At 60.2% G+C, this 17721-nt stretch carries 19 protein-coding genes; 3 read left to right on the top strand and 16 right to left on the bottom strand.

What is annotated here, in order from left to right; genetic code table 11:
• Positions 1-108: 108 nt before the first annotated feature.
• Together rpmI and infC are read right to left on the bottom strand one after the other, a co-directional pair.
• Positions 109-303 carry a 50S ribosomal protein L35 gene (gene rpmI, locus ACX80B_RS17180; RefSeq protein WP_026535736.1) on the bottom strand — a complete coding sequence of 65 codons (195 nt, stop codon included), beginning with the start codon at positions 301-303 and terminating at the stop codon, positions 109-111.
• A 114-nt stretch (positions 304-417) separates the two neighbouring features.
• Positions 418-1392 (bottom strand): translation initiation factor IF-3, encoded by a 975-nt coding sequence (infC, locus tag ACX80B_RS17175; protein ID WP_459298406.1) that lies wholly within the window; start codon positions 1390-1392, stop codon positions 418-420.
• Positions 1393-1767: 375 nt separating this feature from the next.
• On the opposite strand from infC, the gene ACX80B_RS17170 reads away from it, so the two are divergent.
• Positions 1768-2163: a DUF1844 domain-containing protein gene (locus tag ACX80B_RS17170; RefSeq protein ID WP_459298404.1), complete on the top strand. Its 396-nt coding sequence runs from the start codon at positions 1768-1770 to the stop codon at positions 2161-2163.
• 29 nt (positions 2164-2192) lie between these two features.
• Here ACX80B_RS17170 and ACX80B_RS17165 read toward each other — a convergent pair whose 3' ends face one another.
• The 7 genes from ACX80B_RS17165 to ACX80B_RS17135 form a co-directional block, all read right to left on the bottom strand.
• Positions 2193-3047 carry an SseB family protein gene (locus tag ACX80B_RS17165; RefSeq protein WP_459298402.1) on the bottom strand — a complete coding sequence of 285 codons (855 nt, stop codon included), beginning with the start codon at positions 3045-3047 and terminating at the stop codon, positions 2193-2195.
• Positions 3048-3812, bottom strand: coding sequence for a bifunctional 1-(5-phosphoribosyl)-5-((5-phosphoribosylamino)methylideneamino)imidazole-4-carboxamide isomerase/phosphoribosylanthranilate isomerase PriA (gene priA / locus ACX80B_RS17160; RefSeq protein WP_459298400.1), 765 nt, complete (start codon positions 3810-3812; stop codon positions 3048-3050).
• A gap of 55 nt (positions 3813-3867) precedes the next feature.
• A complete protein-coding gene (locus ACX80B_RS17155; RefSeq protein WP_459298398.1) occupies positions 3868-4023 on the bottom strand; it encodes a hypothetical protein in 156 nt (51 codons plus the stop codon).
• 14 nt (positions 4024-4037) lie between these two features.
• Positions 4038-4691 carry an imidazole glycerol phosphate synthase subunit HisH gene (hisH, locus tag ACX80B_RS17150; protein WP_459298396.1) on the bottom strand — a complete coding sequence of 218 codons (654 nt, stop codon included), beginning with the start codon at positions 4689-4691 and terminating at the stop codon, positions 4038-4040.
• Positions 4688-5311 (bottom strand): imidazoleglycerol-phosphate dehydratase HisB, encoded by a 624-nt coding sequence (gene hisB / locus ACX80B_RS17145; protein ID WP_459298394.1) that lies wholly within the window; start codon positions 5309-5311, stop codon positions 4688-4690. The genes hisH and hisB overlap by 4 nt, the downstream gene beginning before the upstream one ends.
• 112 nt (positions 5312-5423) lie before the next feature.
• A complete protein-coding gene (locus ACX80B_RS17140) occupies positions 5424-6518 on the bottom strand; it encodes a histidinol-phosphate transaminase (RefSeq protein WP_459298392.1) in 1095 nt (364 codons plus the stop codon).
• A gap of 106 nt (positions 6519-6624) precedes the next feature.
• A complete protein-coding gene (locus ACX80B_RS17135) occupies positions 6625-6963 on the bottom strand; it encodes a LysM peptidoglycan-binding domain-containing protein (protein WP_459298390.1) in 339 nt (112 codons plus the stop codon).
• A 265-nt stretch (positions 6964-7228) separates the two neighbouring features.
• Here ACX80B_RS17135 and lexA point away from each other — a divergent pair, with 265 nt between their 5' ends.
• The gene (gene lexA, locus ACX80B_RS17130) at positions 7229-7993 is read left to right on the top strand and encodes a transcriptional repressor LexA (RefSeq protein ID WP_459298388.1); all 765 of its coding nucleotides are present in this window, start codon (positions 7229-7231) and stop codon (positions 7991-7993) included.
• 61 nt (positions 7994-8054) lie between these two features.
• On the opposite strand, the gene ACX80B_RS17125 is transcribed toward lexA, so the two are convergent.
• Together ACX80B_RS17125 and hflX are read right to left on the bottom strand one after the other, a co-directional pair.
• Complete coding sequence (locus ACX80B_RS17125; protein ID WP_459298386.1) at positions 8055-10106, bottom strand: ATP-dependent DNA helicase; 2052 nt, start codon at positions 10104-10106, stop codon at positions 8055-8057.
• Entirely contained in the window at positions 10099-11682 is a 1584-nt protein-coding gene (hflX, locus tag ACX80B_RS17120) for a GTPase HflX (RefSeq protein ID WP_459298384.1), read from the bottom strand. The genes ACX80B_RS17125 and hflX overlap by 8 nt, the downstream gene beginning before the upstream one ends.
• Before the next feature lie 133 nt (positions 11683-11815).
• Here hflX and ACX80B_RS17115 point away from each other — a divergent pair, with 133 nt between their 5' ends.
• Positions 11816-12436 carry a class I SAM-dependent methyltransferase gene (locus ACX80B_RS17115; RefSeq protein ID WP_459298382.1) on the top strand — a complete coding sequence of 207 codons (621 nt, stop codon included), beginning with the start codon at positions 11816-11818 and terminating at the stop codon, positions 12434-12436.
• 25 nt (positions 12437-12461) lie between these two features.
• Here the strand turns inward: ACX80B_RS17115 and dapF are convergent, their stop codons facing one another.
• The 5 genes from dapF to recA all read right to left on the bottom strand — a co-directional run bounded on the left by dapF (position 12462) and on the right by recA (position 17555).
• On the bottom strand, positions 12462-13397 hold the full coding sequence (gene dapF, locus ACX80B_RS17110; protein WP_459298380.1) for a diaminopimelate epimerase: 936 nt from the start codon (positions 13395-13397) through the stop codon (positions 12462-12464).
• Complete coding sequence (gene miaA, locus ACX80B_RS17105) at positions 13394-14344, bottom strand: tRNA (adenosine(37)-N6)-dimethylallyltransferase MiaA (RefSeq protein WP_459298378.1); 951 nt, start codon at positions 14342-14344, stop codon at positions 13394-13396. Before miaA ends, dapF begins: the two co-directional genes overlap by 4 nt.
• Positions 14337-15866, bottom strand: coding sequence for a tRNA (N6-isopentenyl adenosine(37)-C2)-methylthiotransferase MiaB (gene miaB / locus ACX80B_RS17100; RefSeq protein WP_459298376.1), 1530 nt, complete (start codon positions 15864-15866; stop codon positions 14337-14339). The genes miaA and miaB overlap by 8 nt, the downstream gene beginning before the upstream one ends.
• 72 nt (positions 15867-15938) lie before the next feature.
• Positions 15939-16409, bottom strand: coding sequence for a regulatory protein RecX (locus ACX80B_RS17095; RefSeq protein WP_459298455.1), 471 nt, complete (start codon positions 16407-16409; stop codon positions 15939-15941).
• A gap of 87 nt (positions 16410-16496) precedes the next feature.
• Positions 16497-17555, bottom strand: a complete 1059-nt coding sequence (gene recA / locus ACX80B_RS17090) for a recombinase RecA (RefSeq protein ID WP_026536251.1) — start codon at positions 17553-17555, stop codon at positions 16497-16499.
• Between the last annotated feature and the right edge of the window lie 166 nt (positions 17556-17721).

The following is a 17721-nucleotide window of genomic DNA, read 5'->3' as shown; positions in this document are numbered from 1 at the left end:
CGTACTCCTTCAAATTTCATATCCCTTAACCGAACACTGCGGAACAGTCAGGAAAGCTGGTAAATAAGTGGCTGCGGACCGGAAGGTCCAGCCGTTGACGGATGTGGGTTATTTACCCAGCATCTTCTTGATGTTCTTGGCATCAGCCGGGGAGACGATCTTGTCGCTGGCCAGACGGCGGGTCAGCGTCGAGGACTTGTGCTCCAGGTAGTGGCGGCGGTTCGCCTGCTGGCGCTTGAGCTTGCCTGAGCCGGTCAGCTTGAAGCGCTTTTTAGCGCCACTGTGTGTCTTCATCTTCGGCATGGCTACCGATCTCCTTACATATCTCCTCGGGCTGTGCCCTCGGCTCTTGCAATGGTCCGGTGGAACCATTGACGGTTTTTGGACTGGCCGGAACGGCTCAAGCAGGCACGCGGCCTACTTGTCAGCGTCCGACTTACTCTGGCTCGACGGCGTCTTGCCAGCAGGCTTACTGGTGGAACTGGCCCGTGGCTTCGGCGCTGCCGGTTTGCCAACGGGTTTCGGCGCTGCCGGCTTACCGGCAGGTTTCGGAGCCGCCGGTTCAGCGGCAGGTTTCGGAGTTGACTGCTCAGCTTCGGCCGGTTTCGGAGCCGCCGGTTCAGCTTCGGCCGGTTTTGGCTCGGCTTTAGCTTCGGCCGGTTTCGGCTCGGCTTTAGCTTCGGCCGGTTTTGGCTCGGCTTTAGCTGTCGATTTCGTCTCCGGTGCTTTCGGCTGCGCCTCAGCTTCGTCGGGTGCAGTCCGTTCAGCCTCGGATCCCATCGCCTTAAGACCTTCCGGCATGGTGTCCCCCAAGGTCTGCGTCATGGGGGCCTCGCCCTTGGAGACGTCGACACGCTTGGATTCCTTCTGTGCCTTGGCTTCAGACTTCTGGGTGGCCCGGCGCGCCTCGGCTTTGGCCTCCGCCTTGTTCTTCACTGGGCCAATGACCATTACCATATTGCGGCCATCGATCCTCGGATTCGATTCGACACTGCCAACGTCTGAAACGTCTTCAGCGAACTTCTGGAGCAGGCGGATTCCCATCTCCGGGCGTTGCTGTTCACGGCCACGGAACTGGATCATGGCCTTGACCTTGTCCCCCGCCGAAAGGAACCGGCGGGCGTGGCCGGTCTTCGTCTCATAATCGTGCGTGTCAATCTTGAGCCGGAAGCGCACTTCCTTCAAGACGGTGTTCGTCTGGTTCTTGCGTGCCTCACGGGCTTTGACCGCAGCTTCATATTTGTACTTGCCAAAATCCATGAGTTTAGCCACCGGTGGCTTGGCCATCGGCGCAACTTCAACGAGATCAAGGTCTGACTCACTTGCCAGGCGCAGTGCATCTTCGATACGTACGATGCCGACTTGTTCGCCTGCCGGTCCTACCAGCCGCACCTCCGGGACGCGGATCCGATCATTGATTCGTGGCTCGCTAATGTGTAGCTCCTGTTGTTCTGGTAACGGTCACCACCAGCACATGAAGAAGGCCTCCAATTGCTGGTGCAATCGAAGGCCTCAAGTTAGGGTCGGACTGCCACACGCCGGAAGCGTAAGCTCGTAGGTCGCAATGCCGCTGCCTGCGGCACTCCGGTACGCCGACCAAAACCCGGACACCCGTCATCGTCGGCAATACCGGCGGTGCTGGTGACTCAGGTGGGAGAGGACTCCGCTTGCACACTGAACAACCGATCTTCCTGGTCCATTTCCCATCGCAGAGATTTAGCACACGGAAGTACCGACATTCAGTAGGTCTGTGACAAGCTTACCATTATGAGCACTCCAGACAGTAATCAGCCGGCCGGCGGAGACACGCATAACGTTTATGAAGACCCGGCGGCTCAGCAGGAAATACGCGACATTGCTGAAGTGCCTGCGGTCGAGGTCATCAACACCGCAGCTGTCCACCTGATGAGCGCCGCCGCCATTAAATGCGGTCTTGCTGCCAGCGAGGATGCCGCGGAACTGAAGGATCTGGACGAGGCCCGCAAGCTGATCACGGCTCTGGCCGGCTTCGTCACCGCAGCCGCCCCTGAGATTGGCAGCCAGCACGCCGGCCCCTTAAGGGATGGATTACGCTCCCTCCAACTGGCGTTCCGCGAGGAGTCCAGTCATCCGGACGCTCCGGGTCAAGGCCCGGGCGAAAAGTGGACCGGTCCCGTCAACTGACAGGTCCCGGCTGGCAGACGGCTTACTGGTTATTCCGCGCTGGCCAGCTTAACCTCCAGCGAATCCACCCGGTCGACGAATTCCCGGTTGGCGGCAAGGCGGTTCTGTAATTCCCCGACGACCGCCTTTACGTTGGCCTCATCCAAGCCCGGGACAAGTCCGACGATGAGGCGCAATTCAGGTCCCGGCCCACCACCGTCGACGCGCCGCCCGTCGGACAGCAGCGATGCCACACCCGATCCGGGCTGGACCTGCACCGAATGAACCGCCGGAATTCCCTCGGCAGCCGACGCCACAGCCTGACGAACCTCGTCATCGACATACGACGGCGTCCATGCCTTCTGCTGTGCCAAGGACCAGGCGGCCGGCCGGCGGACGACGAACGTCTGCGGAGCCCCAGGATCGATCACCAATAACTGTGCATCCTCGGCGGCAGCGGACAATGCTGCCCGCGGTGTGGAAACGGCAACCGGCCGCGCTTCGGGATGCCAGGCCCGCAGGAATTCCACGCTGCTGAATACCGGAAGCGCCTTACGTCCGTCAGGAGCTTTCAGGCTGACCATCGCCATGTCTGATTCTTTGTCCGTTACCAGGCCACTCGAGGCATTGCCAGTGACAGTTACCTCGGCGACTATCGGGACAAAAACCCGTACGCCAGCCAAGGTTGCAACGACGCCGGCTTCGGTTCCCGTCCCCGAATTGAGTTCATCCAGGGCTCTGCGGTAGCTCTCAGCCGTCTTACCGTCGTCGTTCCCATACTGATGTACTGTTTCACCCTCCGGGCCCAAGTCCCTGCCAGACCACTGGCGGTTAGCGGAATCGGTCATGCCCCCGGCGCCGGCCAATGCTTCGGCAATATGTGGAGGCAGTTTTCCTTCCGGCACTCAGCGGGCCTGCTGCTGGCCTGGCCGGCCAGCGATATCGAGGGCCTGTGGGAGGGTGAAGGCGCCCGAGTACAACGCTTTGCCCACGATGGCTCCTTCAAGGCCTTCGGAGACGAGTTCCCGCAGGGAAGCTATGTCGTCGAGTGTGGCAATGCCACCGGAGGCGACGACGGGCTTGTCGGTCCTGGTAAGCACTTCGCGCAGTAATTCAACGTTTGGGCCGCGAAGCGTACCGTCCTTCGTTACATCCGTGACGACATAGCGCGAGCATCCGGCCGTGTCCAGGCGCTGGAGCACTTCCCAAAGATCGCCACCTTCCCTGGTCCAGCCCCTTGCAGCAAGCGTTGTTCCCCGCACGTCCAGTCCCACAGCGATCGCGTCACCGTGCTTGTCTATTACCCGGGCAGTCCACTCCGGATTTTCAAGCGCCGCAGTACCGAGGTTGACCCGGCGTGCCCCTAGCTTGAGCGCCGCCTCGAGTGAATCGTCATCGCGGATTCCTCCGGACAGTTCAACTTTGATGTCCAGCTGGCCGACGACGCTGCTGAGGAGGTCCAGATTGGATCCGCGACCGAAGGCAGCGTCAAGATCCACAAGATGGACCCATTCTGCTCCGTCATTCTGCCAAGCCAGGGCGGCATCCAGCGGCGATCCGTAACTGGTTTCGCTGCCCGCTTCGCCTTGGACCAGCCGCACGGCCTGACCGTCGGCGACGTCGACCGCCGGCAACAGTTCCAAGACTGGTGATTGATTGACGTTGTTCATACTATTCATGCTCAACTTTCGTTGCTGGAGGAAAATACCGCGGGCCAGGTGTTGCTCAACCGGGAAGCGTCAGGAGCCAGCCCGCAGCAACAGCCATACCGGCAAGAACCCAGAAGCTGACGACCAGGGCCGTTGGCCGCTCCTGGCGGCGGAACGATATGGCACCTCCGGCGAGCAGCCCGGCCAGACCCATCAGCGCCACTGTCCACATATGATCGTTCCCTCCTAGAGTGACTTGATCCAGTTACGCAGCAGTGCTGATCCCGCGTCACCAGATTTTTCCGGATGGAACTGCGTGGCTGACAGCGGACCGTTCTCGACGGCGGCGATAAACGGCGCACCGTGTTCAGCCCAGGTGACCATCGGAGCCTTCATCCGTGGTTGGTTAACGTCGAATTCCCACTTCTGAACGGCATAGGAATGGACGAAGTAGAAGCGCTCATCTTCGATGCCTGCGAACAATCGCGTTCCGCCCGGCACTTGGACCGTGTTCCACCCCATGTGCGGAACGACGTCGGCTGGAAGCCGTTCAACGACTCCCGGCCACTCCCCCATACCCGGCTCGCGGCTCTCATGCTCGGCACTTTCATCGAACAAGATCTGCAATCCAACGCAAATGCCGAGAACTGGACGGCCGCCAGCGACCCTGCGTCCAATCAGACGGGGTCCATCAACGGCCTTCAATTCCTTCATTACTGTGGCGAAGGCCCCGACACCGGGCACCACGAGCCCGTCGGCCTCGAGAACTTTGACCGGATCGGCCGTAAGACTGACATTCGCACCGGCCCGTTCAAGAGCGCGCACCGCTGAGTGCACATTGCCCGATCCATAGTCCAGAACGACGACGCTGGGCAGGCTCTCGTTCGGCGACGCGCTCACAGACTGCCCTTTGTCGATGGGACTCCTTCAACACGCGGATCCGGCTCCACGGCTGCCCGCAGTGCACGCGCGAACGCTTTGAACTGGGATTCAACAATGTGGTGTGGATCGCGGCCAGCTGTGACATTCATATGCAGGCAGATTCTGGCGTGCAGGGTCATGGCCTCAAATATGTGACGTGTCAGCGAACCAGTGAAATGCCCACCGATGAGATGGTACTCCTGGCCGGCCGGCTCTCCTGAATGAACCAGGTATGGTCTACCGGAGACGTCGACGACGGCGTGTGCCAACGCTTCGTCGAGGGGAACGGTGGCTTCCCCGAACCGCCGGATGCCGCGTTTGTTCCCGAGCGCCTGATGCAGCGCTTCGCCAATAGTGATCGCCACGTCCTCCACAGTATGGTGGACATCGATGTGCGTATCTCCATGCGCTTCAACCACGAGGTCCATCAGGGAGTGTTTCGCCAGCGCAGTAAGCATGTGGTCGTAGAACGGCACCGTAGTCTCGATCCGCGACGAGCCTGTTCCATCAAGGTCCAGCTCCACCACGACCGACGACTCGCTGGTTTTCCGTTCGAGGCGTGCCGTTCGTTTGGCGCCGGCTGTTGGCTCTGAACTCATCTGGTCGTTCCTTCATTTGATCTTCATTTCGACAGCAGGGTCGATGCTGGTTGGCCTGGTTCCAATTCGGACAATTCCCGGATCCCGCCCCTAACAGTCTAAGAGCGGTTGGCTACAGAAGCTTCCGGAGTGATTCAAGGAACCGTGTGGTTTCCGCTTCAGTTCCGGCACTAACCCTGAGATAACCCGGAATGCCCACATCGCGGATAAGGACACCATCGTCCAACAGGCCCTGCCAGACTCGGGACGGATTCTCTATCCCGCCGAAGAACACGAAATTCGAATCCGATGGGGCTGGCGCCAGTCCCATGTGCTCCAGTTCCTCGACGATCCGGTCCCGCTGGAGCTTGATGTCCTCAACATTTGCCAACAACGACGGCGCGTTGGCCAGCGCGGCCAGAGCTGTCGCCTGGGTTATGGCAGAGAGGTGGTACGGGAGACGCACCAGCCGCAGGGCATCCGAAATTTCCGGCGCTGCAGCCAAGTAACCGAGCCTGGCTCCGGCGAGGGCAAAAGCTTTGCTCATGGTGCGCGACACGATTAGCCGTTCACGTCCCGGAAGCAGTGCCAGCGCACTCGGCGTGCCAGTATGAGCGAATTCTTCATAGGCTTCATCGACAATGACGATCGAATTGGCCGCGTTGCCGGCTTCGTAGACTGCCTCAACTACGTCGGGGGCCAGAGCGGTGCCGGTCGGATTATTCGGTGAGCAGAGAATGACGATGTTGGGCCGGGTCTCCAGCACCTGTTTTGCTGCACTCTCCGCCGTCAGGGAAAAGTCGCTGGTTCGCTCGCCTGCAATGTACTGGGTCCCGGTAGCACTGGCAAGGAGTGGATACATGGAGTAAGTAGGAGGGAAGCTCATCAATGTACGGCCAGGACCGCCGAAGGCCTGGAGAATCTGCTGAAGCACTTCGTTGGAACCGTTTGCTGCCCACAGATTCTCTTCCGATAATCCATGGCCCAAATATGCTGCCAATGATCGGCGCAACGCCGTGAATTCCCGGTCTGGATAGCGGTTGATCCCGCTCACAGCCTCGGACACCGCATTCACTATGGCTTGGTGAACCGCTGGCGGCACCTCGTGCGTGTTTTCGTTGACGTTCAACATGATGGGAACGTCAATCTGCGGAGCGCCGTATGGCTTCAAACCCTGCAAGTCTTCCCGCAACGGCAGCTTACTGAGGCGGTGGAGCTGTTCATTCACCCTGTCAGCTTATGCTCGTGACCGCAGCCGGTGACAATTCAGTGGCGTAATAGTGATAACGCACACCGTGGACTGTTGCGGCCAGTACCGCGGAACCGGCGTTCTCCTAATCCACGGTGGGCAAGAAGAGCTGCTGACCGACCTGGATGACGGAAGTCTCGAGATCATTCACGGCCATGATGGATTGAACCACATCCCGGGTATCACGGCCGTCCGCTATCACTTCAGCGACCTTCCATACCGTGTCACCCGGCCTGACCGTGTAACTGACATTGGATGTCGCACTCAACGAACCCTCTGTACTTGCCGTGGCCGGTGAATTGAATAGTCCAAGCGTTGTCACCAGCAATGCGGCCAACAGCATCAGTGGAAGCCCGAGGAACAACAGGCGGCCGCGCCTGGTCAACCGTAACGGGGAACATCCGGCTGCAACTTGAGCTGACATGATTTCCAACCTTCCTAGCGTTTACTCAAACTCGAACGTGCGTTCGAGTTATCTTCTTCTTGTTTTAGCACGTATCGACGAACAATGTCGAGACTCGCTAGAACAAATGTTTGAAATTCCCGATCGGCTGGCTTAGCGTTGACACCAGAGTTGATCGCTGAAAACAGTGCATCAGCCACCACCGACAGTTTTCGTCGGCGACAGGAAAATAGGACCGCATGGGCGGTTGGCAGTGGTCGGATTGTTCGATGAAAGGACCGGAACGATGGTGGAACAAGGAGCGGAAGGCTCTGGGGCATCGGAGAAGCCCGTGCGCACCAAAGTGGTCAAGCACCGGCCGACCAAGGGGCTCACCGTTAGGCAGAAGAAGATCCTGGAAACGGTTCAGCGTTCGGTAAGTTCCAAGGGCTATCCGCCTTCCATGCGCGAAATCGGTGACACTGTAGGCCTCGCGAGCCTTTCCAGCGTGACCCACCAGTTGTCCCAGCTCGAACGGCTGGGATACATCCGCCGTGATCCAAAGCGGCCGCGCGCCATGGAGGTTCTCATTCCCTTGACTTTGGGGGAAGAGGCCTTGGCCGTTAAAGGTGCCGGTACACCATCACGTCCCCGGAATTCCCAGGGCACGTCTATTTCAGAGTTCACGACCTCCACCGATACGGCAATGGTTCCACTGGTCGGCCGCATCGCCGCCGGCGGGCCGATCCTTGCCGATCAGGCTGTGGAAGATGTCATGCCCCTCCCCCGTCAATTGGTCGGTCAGGGTGAACTGTTTATGCTTCGCGTCTCAGGCGATTCAATGATCGATGCTGCAATCTGCGACGGGGACTGGGTCGTGGTTCGTCGTCAGAACACTGCTGAAAACGGCGATTTTGTCGCTGCGCTACTCGATGACGAGGCCACGGTTAAAACCTTCCGCCAACGCGACGGACATACTTGGCTCCTGCCCCAGAACACGCGGTATGAACCGATCCTCGGCGACCATGCCACAGTCATGGGCAAGGTCGTATCCGTGCTGCGCAGCGTCTAGCAGCGCACCTGAGTCGCGGAGTCCAGCGGGACAGTACCCCCTGGACTCCATCGCGTAGTGGTCAAGCGTCGATCCTGGCAAGGCGGTCGAGCGCGGACAATACCGTCCCGCGGTCAGTGGTCGCCCAGAACGGTGGCAGTGCTGCCCGTAGAAAACCACCATACCGGGCAGTGGCCAGACGCGAATCCAGTACCGCCACCACACCGCGGTCGGTACTCGACCGGATGAGACGTCCTGCCCCTTGCGCCAGCCGAATGGCAGCGTGGGTTGCCGAGACGCTCATGAATCCATTCCCTCCGGCACGGGCAGCAGCGCGTGACCGGGCGGTCATCATTGGGTCGTCCGGACGGGGAAACGGTATCCGGTCAATCACCACGAGGCGACAGGAATTCCCTGGCACGTCGACGCCTTGCCACAGCGACATTGTGCCAAACAGACAACTGTCCGGTTGCTCACCAAACTGGCGCACCAACGAAGACATGGACGATTCGCCTTGGCAGAGTATTTCCAAGTCGAGCCGGTCCCGCATCGCTTCGGCGGCCTCTTCGGCCGCACGGCGGGATGAAAACAGCCCTAAAGTGCCGCCATTGGAGGCTTTCAAAAGCGCCTCGAGTTCATCGAGTTGTTCGCCTGAAGACCCACGTTCGGGTTTCGGCAGATGGGCTGCGACGTAGAGCATCCCCTGCTTCGGATAATCGAAGGGACTGCCGACGTCGATCCCGGTCCACGAGGGAGCGCCGTCACCGAGCAATCCCAGGGACCCAGCCACCGGTTCAAAGGCTGAGCCGATGGCAAGTGTGGCCGACGTCAGGATTACCGTATGGTCCTCGAACAGTCCTTCCCTCAGCCGGCCGGCGACTGACAGTGGAGCTACGTGCAAAGTTACCGGCTGTGATTCGTCAGCGATACTTGGAGCTTGTGCCGGGAACGCGTTTGGCCTCGAAGCCCAGATAACCTCTCCCGATTCCCGGGAGGCAACCATCCGCTCACACAGTTCGAGAATCACCAGCAGCCTCGATCGGGCCATTTGACGTCCACCGTCGGCGGCATTCGAACTATCTGACTTCGAATCCGACAAAGCAGTACGGGCCGCCTCCCGCACCTGGTTCAATGCTGCGGCTTGCTCCTCGTTGAGTCCGCCCGGCATTAGACCTGTTGGCGTCCCCAGGGTGGCACCCTCGAGGTTCGCTGCGGCCGAATTCAATGCCTCGCCACTGACCGCCGTGTGCTTACGGGCGCTGGAAGCGGCTGCATGGATCATTGCCACAGAGATCTCACCAGATACGGCGCCGGTGACGCGGTCCTGCAGTTCATGGGCCTCGTCGATAACCACGACGTCGTATTCAGGCAGGACTGCCAACCCTTCGAATGCACTAATGGCAAGCATGGCATGGTTGGTGATAACGATGTCGGCCTCGGCCCCCCGGGCACGGGCCAGTTCGCTGAAACAAATATCCGCCAGTGGGCACTTATTCGCTCCCAGACACTCCAGCGCACTGACAGATACTTGCTTCCATGCCCTGTCGCTGACACCGGGTGTCAGATCGTCGCGGTCACCGGTTTCGGTTTCCTCCGCCCACTCGCGAAGTCTGACGACTTCGCGGCCAAGCGCCGATGTCGGTCCTGTCTGTGTATCACCATTGACGCCGCCGGCAGGTGGATGCGGTGCGCTGGCGTCTTCACCCAGTTGGAACAGTGCCGCTTCCGGTGCGTCTTCTGAAGGAAATCCGCCCTCGAGCTTGTGCTTGCAGACATAGTTACCTCGTCCTTTGACCAAGGCGACGTCGACTTCCCGCTCGAGCTGCGGTGTGATCGCTTCGAGCAGCCGGGGGAGGTCTCTCCCCACGATTTGAGCCTGCAGCGCAAGCGTCGCCGTCGAGACGACTGCAGGTTTGTCGCTGTGTATGGCGTGGGCAATCAGCGGCACCAGGTAGGCGAGGGATTTGCCGGTGCCGGTTCCGGCCTGGACCAGCAGATGTCTTCCACTATCGATCGCTTCTGCCACCTGGCTGGCCATTTCATGTTGACCGGTCCGGTTCTGCCCACCCATAGCGGAGACCGCTGTGTCGAGAAGCTGAATGGATTTATGCGCGGCTTCCTCTGTTTCAGCCATGCGTGACGAACGGCTCCAGCTCTGCCGCCAGGGCCTCCCGCACCAGAACCTCGAGGCGGGTTCCTTCCTCCATGTGCTCTGTCGCCAGGATTTCGGAATCCTGCTCATGCAGCCGGTTCACCAAGTCGCCACGCTGGTATGGAATCATCAGTTCCAGCTTCACAGAGGGACGGGGAATTCCATCGCTGATGGCCAGCAGCAGGTTCTGGATGCCTTCTCCGGTGCGCGCGGAAACGACGACATGGTTCGGTTCACGCCGGCGCAACCGGTCGACCACGATAGGATCAGCAGCGTCGGCCTTGTTCAACACAATGATTTCCGGAATCCTGCGTGCCTCAACCTCGGCCAGAACCTCACGGACAGCGGCTATCTGCCCTTCCGGATCCGGATGCGATACATCCACCACATGCAGGATCAAATCCGCATCAGCCACCTCCTCCAGCGTTGACCGGAATGCTTCGATCAGCTGGGTGGGCAGGGAACGGACAAATCCTACGGTGTCTGAAAGCGTGTAGCCGATTCCGTCCGCGGTTTCGGCCTTGCGAACAGTGGGGTCCAGAGTCGCAAAAAGAGCGTTCTCCACCAGGGCACCGGCATCCGTCAGCCTGTTCAACAATGACGATTTTCCCGCGTTGGTGTATCCGGCGATGGCCACTGACGGAACCGAATGACGACGGCGGTTGGCTCGCTTCGTATCCCTGGCCGGCTTCATGGCAGCGATCTCCCGGCGAAGGCGCGCCATCCGGGTCCTGATTCTGCGGCGGTCCAGCTCAATCTTTGTCTCGCCTGGTCCCCTCGACCCGATACCCCCGCCTGCGACACCGACACGTCCACCGGCCTGCCGCGACAGCGATTCGCCCCAGCCGCGCAACCGTGGCAACAGATATTCAAGCTGGGCGAGCTCCACCTGCGCCTTGCCCTCGCGCGACTTCGCGTGCTGGGCGAAAATATCGAGAATGAGGGCAGTCCGGTCAATGACCTTGACCTTGACGATGTCCTCCAGACCGCGCCGCTGCGACGGAGCGAGCTCACTGTCGACGATGACAGTGTCCGCTTCCGTGGCCACAACGATGTCCTTGAGCTCCTGGGCTTTGCCTGAACCAAGGAAGGTGCCCGGATCCGGCTTCAGCCTGCGCTGGATGAGTCCATCCATCACCTCGGAACCAGCGGTCGCCGCCAAGGACGAAAGTTCACGCAGAGAGTTTTCCGCTCCTTGGAGCGTGCCCTCCGTCCAAAGTCCCGCCAGGACGACTTTTTCAAGCCGCAGTTGCCGGTATTCGACTTCGGTAACGTCTTCGAGTTCAGTTGATAGTCCGGCGACCCGGCGCAAGGCACGGCGCTCGGCCAGTTCCTGCTGATCGCCGTCGAAATCGCCATGCTCCTGGCTCTGGTCAGCTATCGCCTGCGCCTGATAACCATCCCGCGATGTGGTCTGCTGCTTTCCGGTGGCCGCGGTGTTGTTTTCCGTCGAAGCCGGGCCGGCATCCTTGGACAGGATGCGGTCGATTACCGCTTGGATCTCTTCCCGGCTCAGGTCCGGATCGGGTGTTTGCGGATGAGGGCGATTAGTGGTCATGTTCTCCTTCGAAACTTTCTACCCTTATTCTAATCCCCAAGACCCTCGCGCCAGTAGCAGCTTTTGGAGTCGGTGGATAAGTAAGGCCGGCATAAATACCGCGGCGGCAGTTCTGCGGATAGTGTTTGCGACTATGGGGTCTGATCATTACTTCAGCGCACAGCCTTCTGGTGAGGAGTCGCGCCGGCCGCTGCGGGTGGTTCTCGCCGGTGCCAGCAGGGACTTGAACACCGCGGGTGGAATTTTTAGTCCCGGCCGAATCGATCAAGGAACTGCTGTCCTGCTCAACTCCGTACCAGCCCCTCCTCCTTCCGGCAACCTGCTGGACATCGGATGTGGTTGGGGGCCGATCGCGCTCACCATGGGTTTGAATTCTCCAGACTCACGCGTGTACGCAGTGGACGTTAACGAGCGGTCCCTGGGCCTAACCCGGGATAATGCCGCGGCACTGGAACTTACCAATGTAACGGTCGCAAAGCCGGAGGACATCGACCCGGAACTTCGCTTCGACACGATCTGGTCCAATCCCCCGATCCGGGTAGGCAAAGCAGAACTTCACTCGCTGCTGAAGCTGTGGATTAACCGCCTTGCGGCCGGCGGCACGGCCTGGCTGGTCGTACAACGCAACCTTGGGTCGGATTCGCTGCAAAAATGGATGGCCGGGGAATTTGGACCAGGTTTCCAAGTCACCCGGGCACACAGCTCCCAGGGGTTCCGCATCCTGCGGATTTGGCGCGATACCACGCAGCCGTAGGTCGCCCCGGTATCGTCTCTATGGACTAAACAAGCGTCCCATTGGCCACCAGGACAGCGGGGCCGCCCAGGAGTATGTGTTCCCGGCCGTCGTCCGCCGTGAAGAAATTCACCGAAACGACGCCGCCCGGCACTTGGACAGCCCAGTTGTCCGGTGCACCGGCGCCCGCCCAGAAACGGATAGCCACAGCCGCGGCACAGGCACCGGTCCCGCAGGACTGGGTCTCGCCCACGCCGCGTTCATGAACCCGCATTGAGATCACACCAACCCCGTCGGTCACGAGCGGGTCCGCGGGCAGCACGAACTCGACATTCGTTCCGTCCGGAGGCGTCGGATCAACTATGGGCGCATGATGAAGATCCGCGGTCCGCAGCTCATCCGCATGCGCCAGCGCCACTACCGTATGTGGATTCCCCATATTCACTGACAATGCCGGCCGGACGACCTGCAAGCCACCGGCTTCTACAAGGGAATCCGTTCCCTGATTAGCGGCTTCAACCGGGAAGATAAAGTCCCACGGCCCCATATCGACGGCGTAACCCTCCGCCTCACGCTTGACGGCCTTCGGCCCGCCGCGGGTGCCGATGAGGAGGACTTCTCCCTCCGGCAGGTGGACAAGCCCCTGATCAATGAGGAAGTGCACGAATACGCGAACACCATTGCCGCACATCTCAACCGCGGAACCATCCGAATTGCGATAGTCCATAAACCATTCGGCATCGCCGGCAGTCTCGAGCAATGCCCTGCCTTCCGGTAGATTGCGGGAATGTATGGCGCGGACCAGGCCGTCGCCACCGACGCCCTGGTGACGGTCGCAGATCCTGACCACTGCAGCTTCATCGATGGCATACTTGCCATCCGGGTCGGCCACCAGGACAAAATCATTGCCGGTTCCGTGTCCCTTGCTGAAGGGCAGCCCCGCCAATGACCCGAGGGAACCCTCACTCATATTTCCGCTCATTCCTCCACAGTACTGGTTATGGATTCGAGAGCCTTCCCCACGAGATCCGGGTCCATCCACGGCAACCATTCGATTCTCGGGTCCCCCCGGAACCAGGTCAGCTGACGGCGGGCAAACTTGCGGGTGGCTGCAATTGTGGCAGCGGCCGCTTCCTCGACAGTCATCGTCCCGTCGATGACCTGCAGGAACTGGGCGTAACCGAGTGCGCGCGCGGCAGTCTTCCCGCTACGGAGTCCACGCCCCTCCAGTATCCGCACTTCCTCTTCCAACCCGGACTCCACCATCCGGTGGACGCGTTGGGCGAGCCGCTCCTTCAATTCCTCCCGGTCCACCTCAAGCCCGAGCTGCACAGCAGGTTGGAAGTACTCACGCCGGGGCATGTATGAGCTGAATTGCCGACCGGTCAGCCGGTACACCTCCAACGCGCGCACAATCCTTCGCGCATCCGTCAACCGTTCTGCCGAAATGGGGTCCACTTCGTGCAACTGCTCAAGGAGTGGACCCACCCCTGCTTGTTCAAGCTCCTGCTCGAGACCGGCACGGATGGCTGGATCGGTACCAGGAAACTCCAAGATATCCAGTGCCGCCCGGACATAGAGACCGGACCCACCCACCAGAATTGGCACGTTGCCGCGGCTACGGATGTTCTGAATGGCAACCCTCGCCTGATGCTGGAAGGCAGAGACACTCGCCTCCTCGGACACATCCAGAATGTCGAAAAGATGATGCGGTACATCCTTCCGCTCCTCGATGGGCATTTTGGCAGTGCCGATATCCATACCGCGATAGAACTGCATGGCGTCGGCATTGATAATTTCACCGTCGAGTTCCTGTGCCAATGTCACCGCCAGGTCGGACTTTCCCGATCCTGTGGGTCCGACGACGGCAACCACAGGCACGCGTGGCGTGCCGCCCGGCTCCAACAATCGGGAGCCGGTCTCAGGCACGGGGCGGCAATGTGGGCATGCCCAGTAAGACGCCTTTTCCCTCCGCGGAAGGACCGGGTACCGGCGCGCCGCACGACTCGGCCTGCGAACGGTCCCAAGCCTCGCCCGCGCGCGAGCTCCGGACAAGATAATCATTGTCATCAGCGGATGCCGGATCAGCGATCAAGTGGAAAGGGGCGGCATCGGTAATCGTCACCGTCACCAGGTCGCCCGGCCGTGGCGTCGTGCCGCCGTCCGGAATGGAGAAGTGCACAAGCCGCTGATCCCTTGCCCTGCCGGAAAGCCGGTGGGTCTCAGCAGCCTTCCGCCCCTGGTTGGCAGTGACCATCACTTCGACCTGGTTCCCAACTTGTTTCCGGTTTTCCTCGGCCGAAATCCGGTCTTGCAGGTCTGTGAGCCGTTCGTAACGCTCCTGGACTATTGCTTTTGGCAGCTGGTGGTCCATCCCGGCCGCCGGCGTGCCGGGCCGCTTGGAGTATTGGAAGGTGAAGGCGCTGGAAAAGCGGGAGGCCTCCACGACATCGAGCGTGGCTTGGAAATCCTCTTCGGTTTCGCCGGGGAAACCAACAATGATGTCGGTGGTAATGGCGGCATTCGGGATCCGTTCCCGTACCCGCTCCAGAATGCCCAGGAATTTCTTCGACCGGTAGGACCGGCGCATGTCCTTCAGCACCTTGTCGGAGCCGGACTGCAACGGCATGTGCAGTTGCGGCATAACATTGGGTGTTTCCGCCATCGCGTCAATGACGTCGTCGGTGAATGCCGCCGGGTGCGGGCTGGTGAACCGCACGCGTTCCAGACCATCGATTTCCCCACAAGCGCGGAGCAGCTTCGCAAAGGCGCCACGGTCGCCAAATTCAACTCCGTAGGAATTGACGTTCTGCCCCAGCAGCGTGACCTCAATGGCGCCGTCGTCCACGAGGGCCTGAATCTCTGCAAGGATGTCACCCGGCCGACGGTCCCGCTCCTTGCCCCGCAACGAGGGAACTATGCAGAACGTGCAGGTGTTGTTACAGCCGACCGATATGGAGACCCAACCCGAGTAGACCGCATCGCGCTTGGTGGGCAGGGTTGAGGGGAACACATCAAGTGACTCGAGGATTTCCAGCTGTGCCTCGTTATTGTGCCGGGCCCGTTCGAGCAGGGTCGGCAAGGAACCAATATTGTGGGTGCCGAATACCACGTCAACCCAGGGCGCCTTCGCAATGATCTCATCCTGGTCCTTCTGAGCCAGGCACCCGCCCACGGCAATCTGCATGCCCTCATGTGCTTCCTTCACCGAAGCCAGCATGCCGAGGTTTCCGTACAGCTTGTTGTCGGCGTTTTCCCGTACGGCACAGGTATTGAAAACGACGACGTCGGCCTGGTCGCCGCCGGCGGCGACGTAGCCAGCTTCCTCCAAGAGTCCCGACATACGTTCTGAATCATGAACGTTCATCTGGCAACCAAAAGTCCGTACCTGGTACGTCCTCGGCTGTGTATTGGAGGTCTCATGGTTTGGGGCGGGGATGGTCAGTGTCACCCTACAAGGGTAAGACGTCCCAGCCCGCAGACCACAATCGTCAGCGGCCGCCGGAACCACGAGGTCCTGCCGCTAATCCTCTTCGAGCCCGTCGATTGCTTCCCCCACCACTTGAAAGGCAAGGGAGGGCGAATACCCTTTGCGTGCCAGCATCGAAACCAACCGCCTGGTGTGCTTGTCCCGGACGGCGCGGTCGGCGTAGTCGATGTCGGTTTTCAGCTTTCTCCCGACCAGCTCCCGGGCTGCCTGCAACTCGTCGCCGTCGGTGATCTGGCTCAGCGCCTCTTCGGCCAGATCACCGGTGATGCCCTTGTCTGCAAGTTCGCGCTGGAGCGCACGGGCCGCCAACCCTTTGGTTTGGACTCTGCTGCGCACCCACATTCTGGCGAACTCGGCGTCGTCAATGAGCTGGACTTCTTCAAAGCGGTCGAGGACATCCTCGGCAACCTCGTCCGGGACGTCCCGGTCCGCCAGTTTACGGGCGAGCTGATGACGGCTTTTCGGTGAGGCAGTCAATTGGCGCAAGACTATGGACCGTGCCACATCATGCGGATCGGCTTCGGCTGTGTCATCAGCGGAGGTACCAGGCGTCGGACCCGTTCCGCTATTACTGAACGGAGCCATCCGTTCCTAGAACTTGTCTCCGCCGACTGCCTTCAGCTTTGGTTCAGTCTCCGGTGTCTCTTCAATTTTGGCGCCAACACCGAGCTTTTCCTTGATCAGGCGCTCGAGTTCGTCGGCAAGCTCAGGATTGTCCCGCAGGAACCTCCGTGAGTTCTCCATTCCCTGGCCCAGCTGGTCGCCGTCGTAGGTGAACCAGGAACCAGACTTCTTGATGAGTCCATGCTCGACGCCCATGTCGATGATTCCGCCTTCGCGGGAAATCCCCTGGCCGTAGATGATGTCGAACTCCGCCACCTTGAAGGGCGGCGCCATCTTGTTCTTGACGATCTTTGCCTTGGTCCTGTTGCCAACCGAGTCAGCCCCTTCTTTCAGGGTCTGGATGCGGCGGACGTCGATACGCACAGAGGCATAGAACTTCAAGGCCTTGCCACCGGTGGTCGTTTCCGGGCTGCCGAAAAAGACACCGATCTTTTCGCGCAGCTGGTTGATGAAGATAGCCGTTGTCTTGGTCTGGTTCAGCCGGCCAGCGATCTTACGCAGTGCCTGGCTCATCAAACGGGCCTGAAGGCCAACATGGCTGTCGCCCATCTCGCCTTCGATTTCGGCCCGCGGCACCAGTGCGGCGACGGAGTCGATGACAATTACGTCCAACGATCCGGAACCGACCAGCATGTCCATGATCTCCAGCGCCTGTTCTCCGGTGTCGGGCTGCGAGACCAGGAGTGCATCAGTATCCACGCCCAGTTTTTGCGCATACTCGGGATCCAGGGCATGTTCGGCATCGATGAATGCCGCGATGCCGCCGTTGCGCTGCGCATTGGCAACAGCATGCAGCGCCACCGTCGTCTTACCCGATGACTCGGGACCGTAAATCTCAACAACCCTGCCACGCGGCAATCCCCCGATACCAAGGGCAATGTCGAGCGAAATGGCTCCAGTGGGTATCACCTCAACCGGCGCACGGGTGTCATCACCCAAACGCATGATGGATCCCTTGCCATACTGCTTGTCAATTTGCGCCAGAGCGGCTTCCAGGGCCTTCTCGCGATCGGCTGGTGCCGGCATTATTCACCTCGATGTCTAGTGGCCTGTTGGCCGTTTATATGTCTGGCTACGACGTTAGACCCTCCCACCGACAGAACAAGAGCTCATTCGGTGATTGTGGATAAGCATGATCCGCGGGCGATGTGTCCTCTGCTTAATAGTTTAGTGCCGTCCGAACAGGTATTCG

The sequence above is a fragment of the Arthrobacter monumenti genome, assembly GCF_054511255.1.
Note: the sequence above shows the minus strand (reverse complement) of the source record. Positions and strands in the feature narration are given on the sequence as shown.

Excerpts from the sequence above, each read along its gene's own strand:
- priA (WP_459298400.1), bottom strand. The coding sequence starts at position 3,812 with ATGAACAACGTCAATCAATCACCAGTCTTGGAACTGTTGCCGGCGGTC.
- ACX80B_RS17125 (WP_459298386.1), bottom strand. The coding sequence starts at position 10,106 with ATGGCTGAAACAGAGGAAGCCGCGCATAAATCCATTCAGCTTCTCGAC.
- dapF (WP_459298380.1), bottom strand. The coding sequence starts at position 13,397 with ATGAGCGGAAATATGAGTGAGGGTTCCCTCGGGTCATTGGCGGGGCTG.
- ACX80B_RS17155 (WP_459298398.1), bottom strand. The coding sequence starts at position 4,023 with ATGTGGACAGTGGCGCTGATGGGTCTGGCCGGGCTGCTCGCCGGAGGT.
- ACX80B_RS17135 (WP_459298390.1), bottom strand. The coding sequence starts at position 6,963 with ATGTCAGCTCAAGTTGCAGCCGGATGTTCCCCGTTACGGTTGACCAGG.
- hflX (WP_459298384.1), bottom strand. The coding sequence starts at position 11,682 with ATGACCACTAATCGCCCTCATCCGCAAACACCCGATCCGGACCTGAGC.
- rpmI (WP_026535736.1), bottom strand. The coding sequence starts at position 303 with ATGCCGAAGATGAAGACACACAGTGGCGCTAAAAAGCGCTTCAAGCTG.
- ACX80B_RS17115 (WP_459298382.1), top strand. The coding sequence starts at position 11,816 with ATGGGGTCTGATCATTACTTCAGCGCACAGCCTTCTGGTGAGGAGTCG.
- ACX80B_RS17170 (WP_459298404.1), top strand. The coding sequence starts at position 1,768 with ATGAGCACTCCAGACAGTAATCAGCCGGCCGGCGGAGACACGCATAAC.
- recA (WP_026536251.1), bottom strand. The coding sequence starts at position 17,555 with ATGCCGGCACCAGCCGATCGCGAGAAGGCCCTGGAAGCCGCTCTGGCG.
- lexA (WP_459298388.1), top strand. The coding sequence starts at position 7,229 with ATGGTGGAACAAGGAGCGGAAGGCTCTGGGGCATCGGAGAAGCCCGTG.
- hisB (WP_459298394.1), bottom strand. The coding sequence starts at position 5,311 with ATGAGTTCAGAGCCAACAGCCGGCGCCAAACGAACGGCACGCCTCGAA.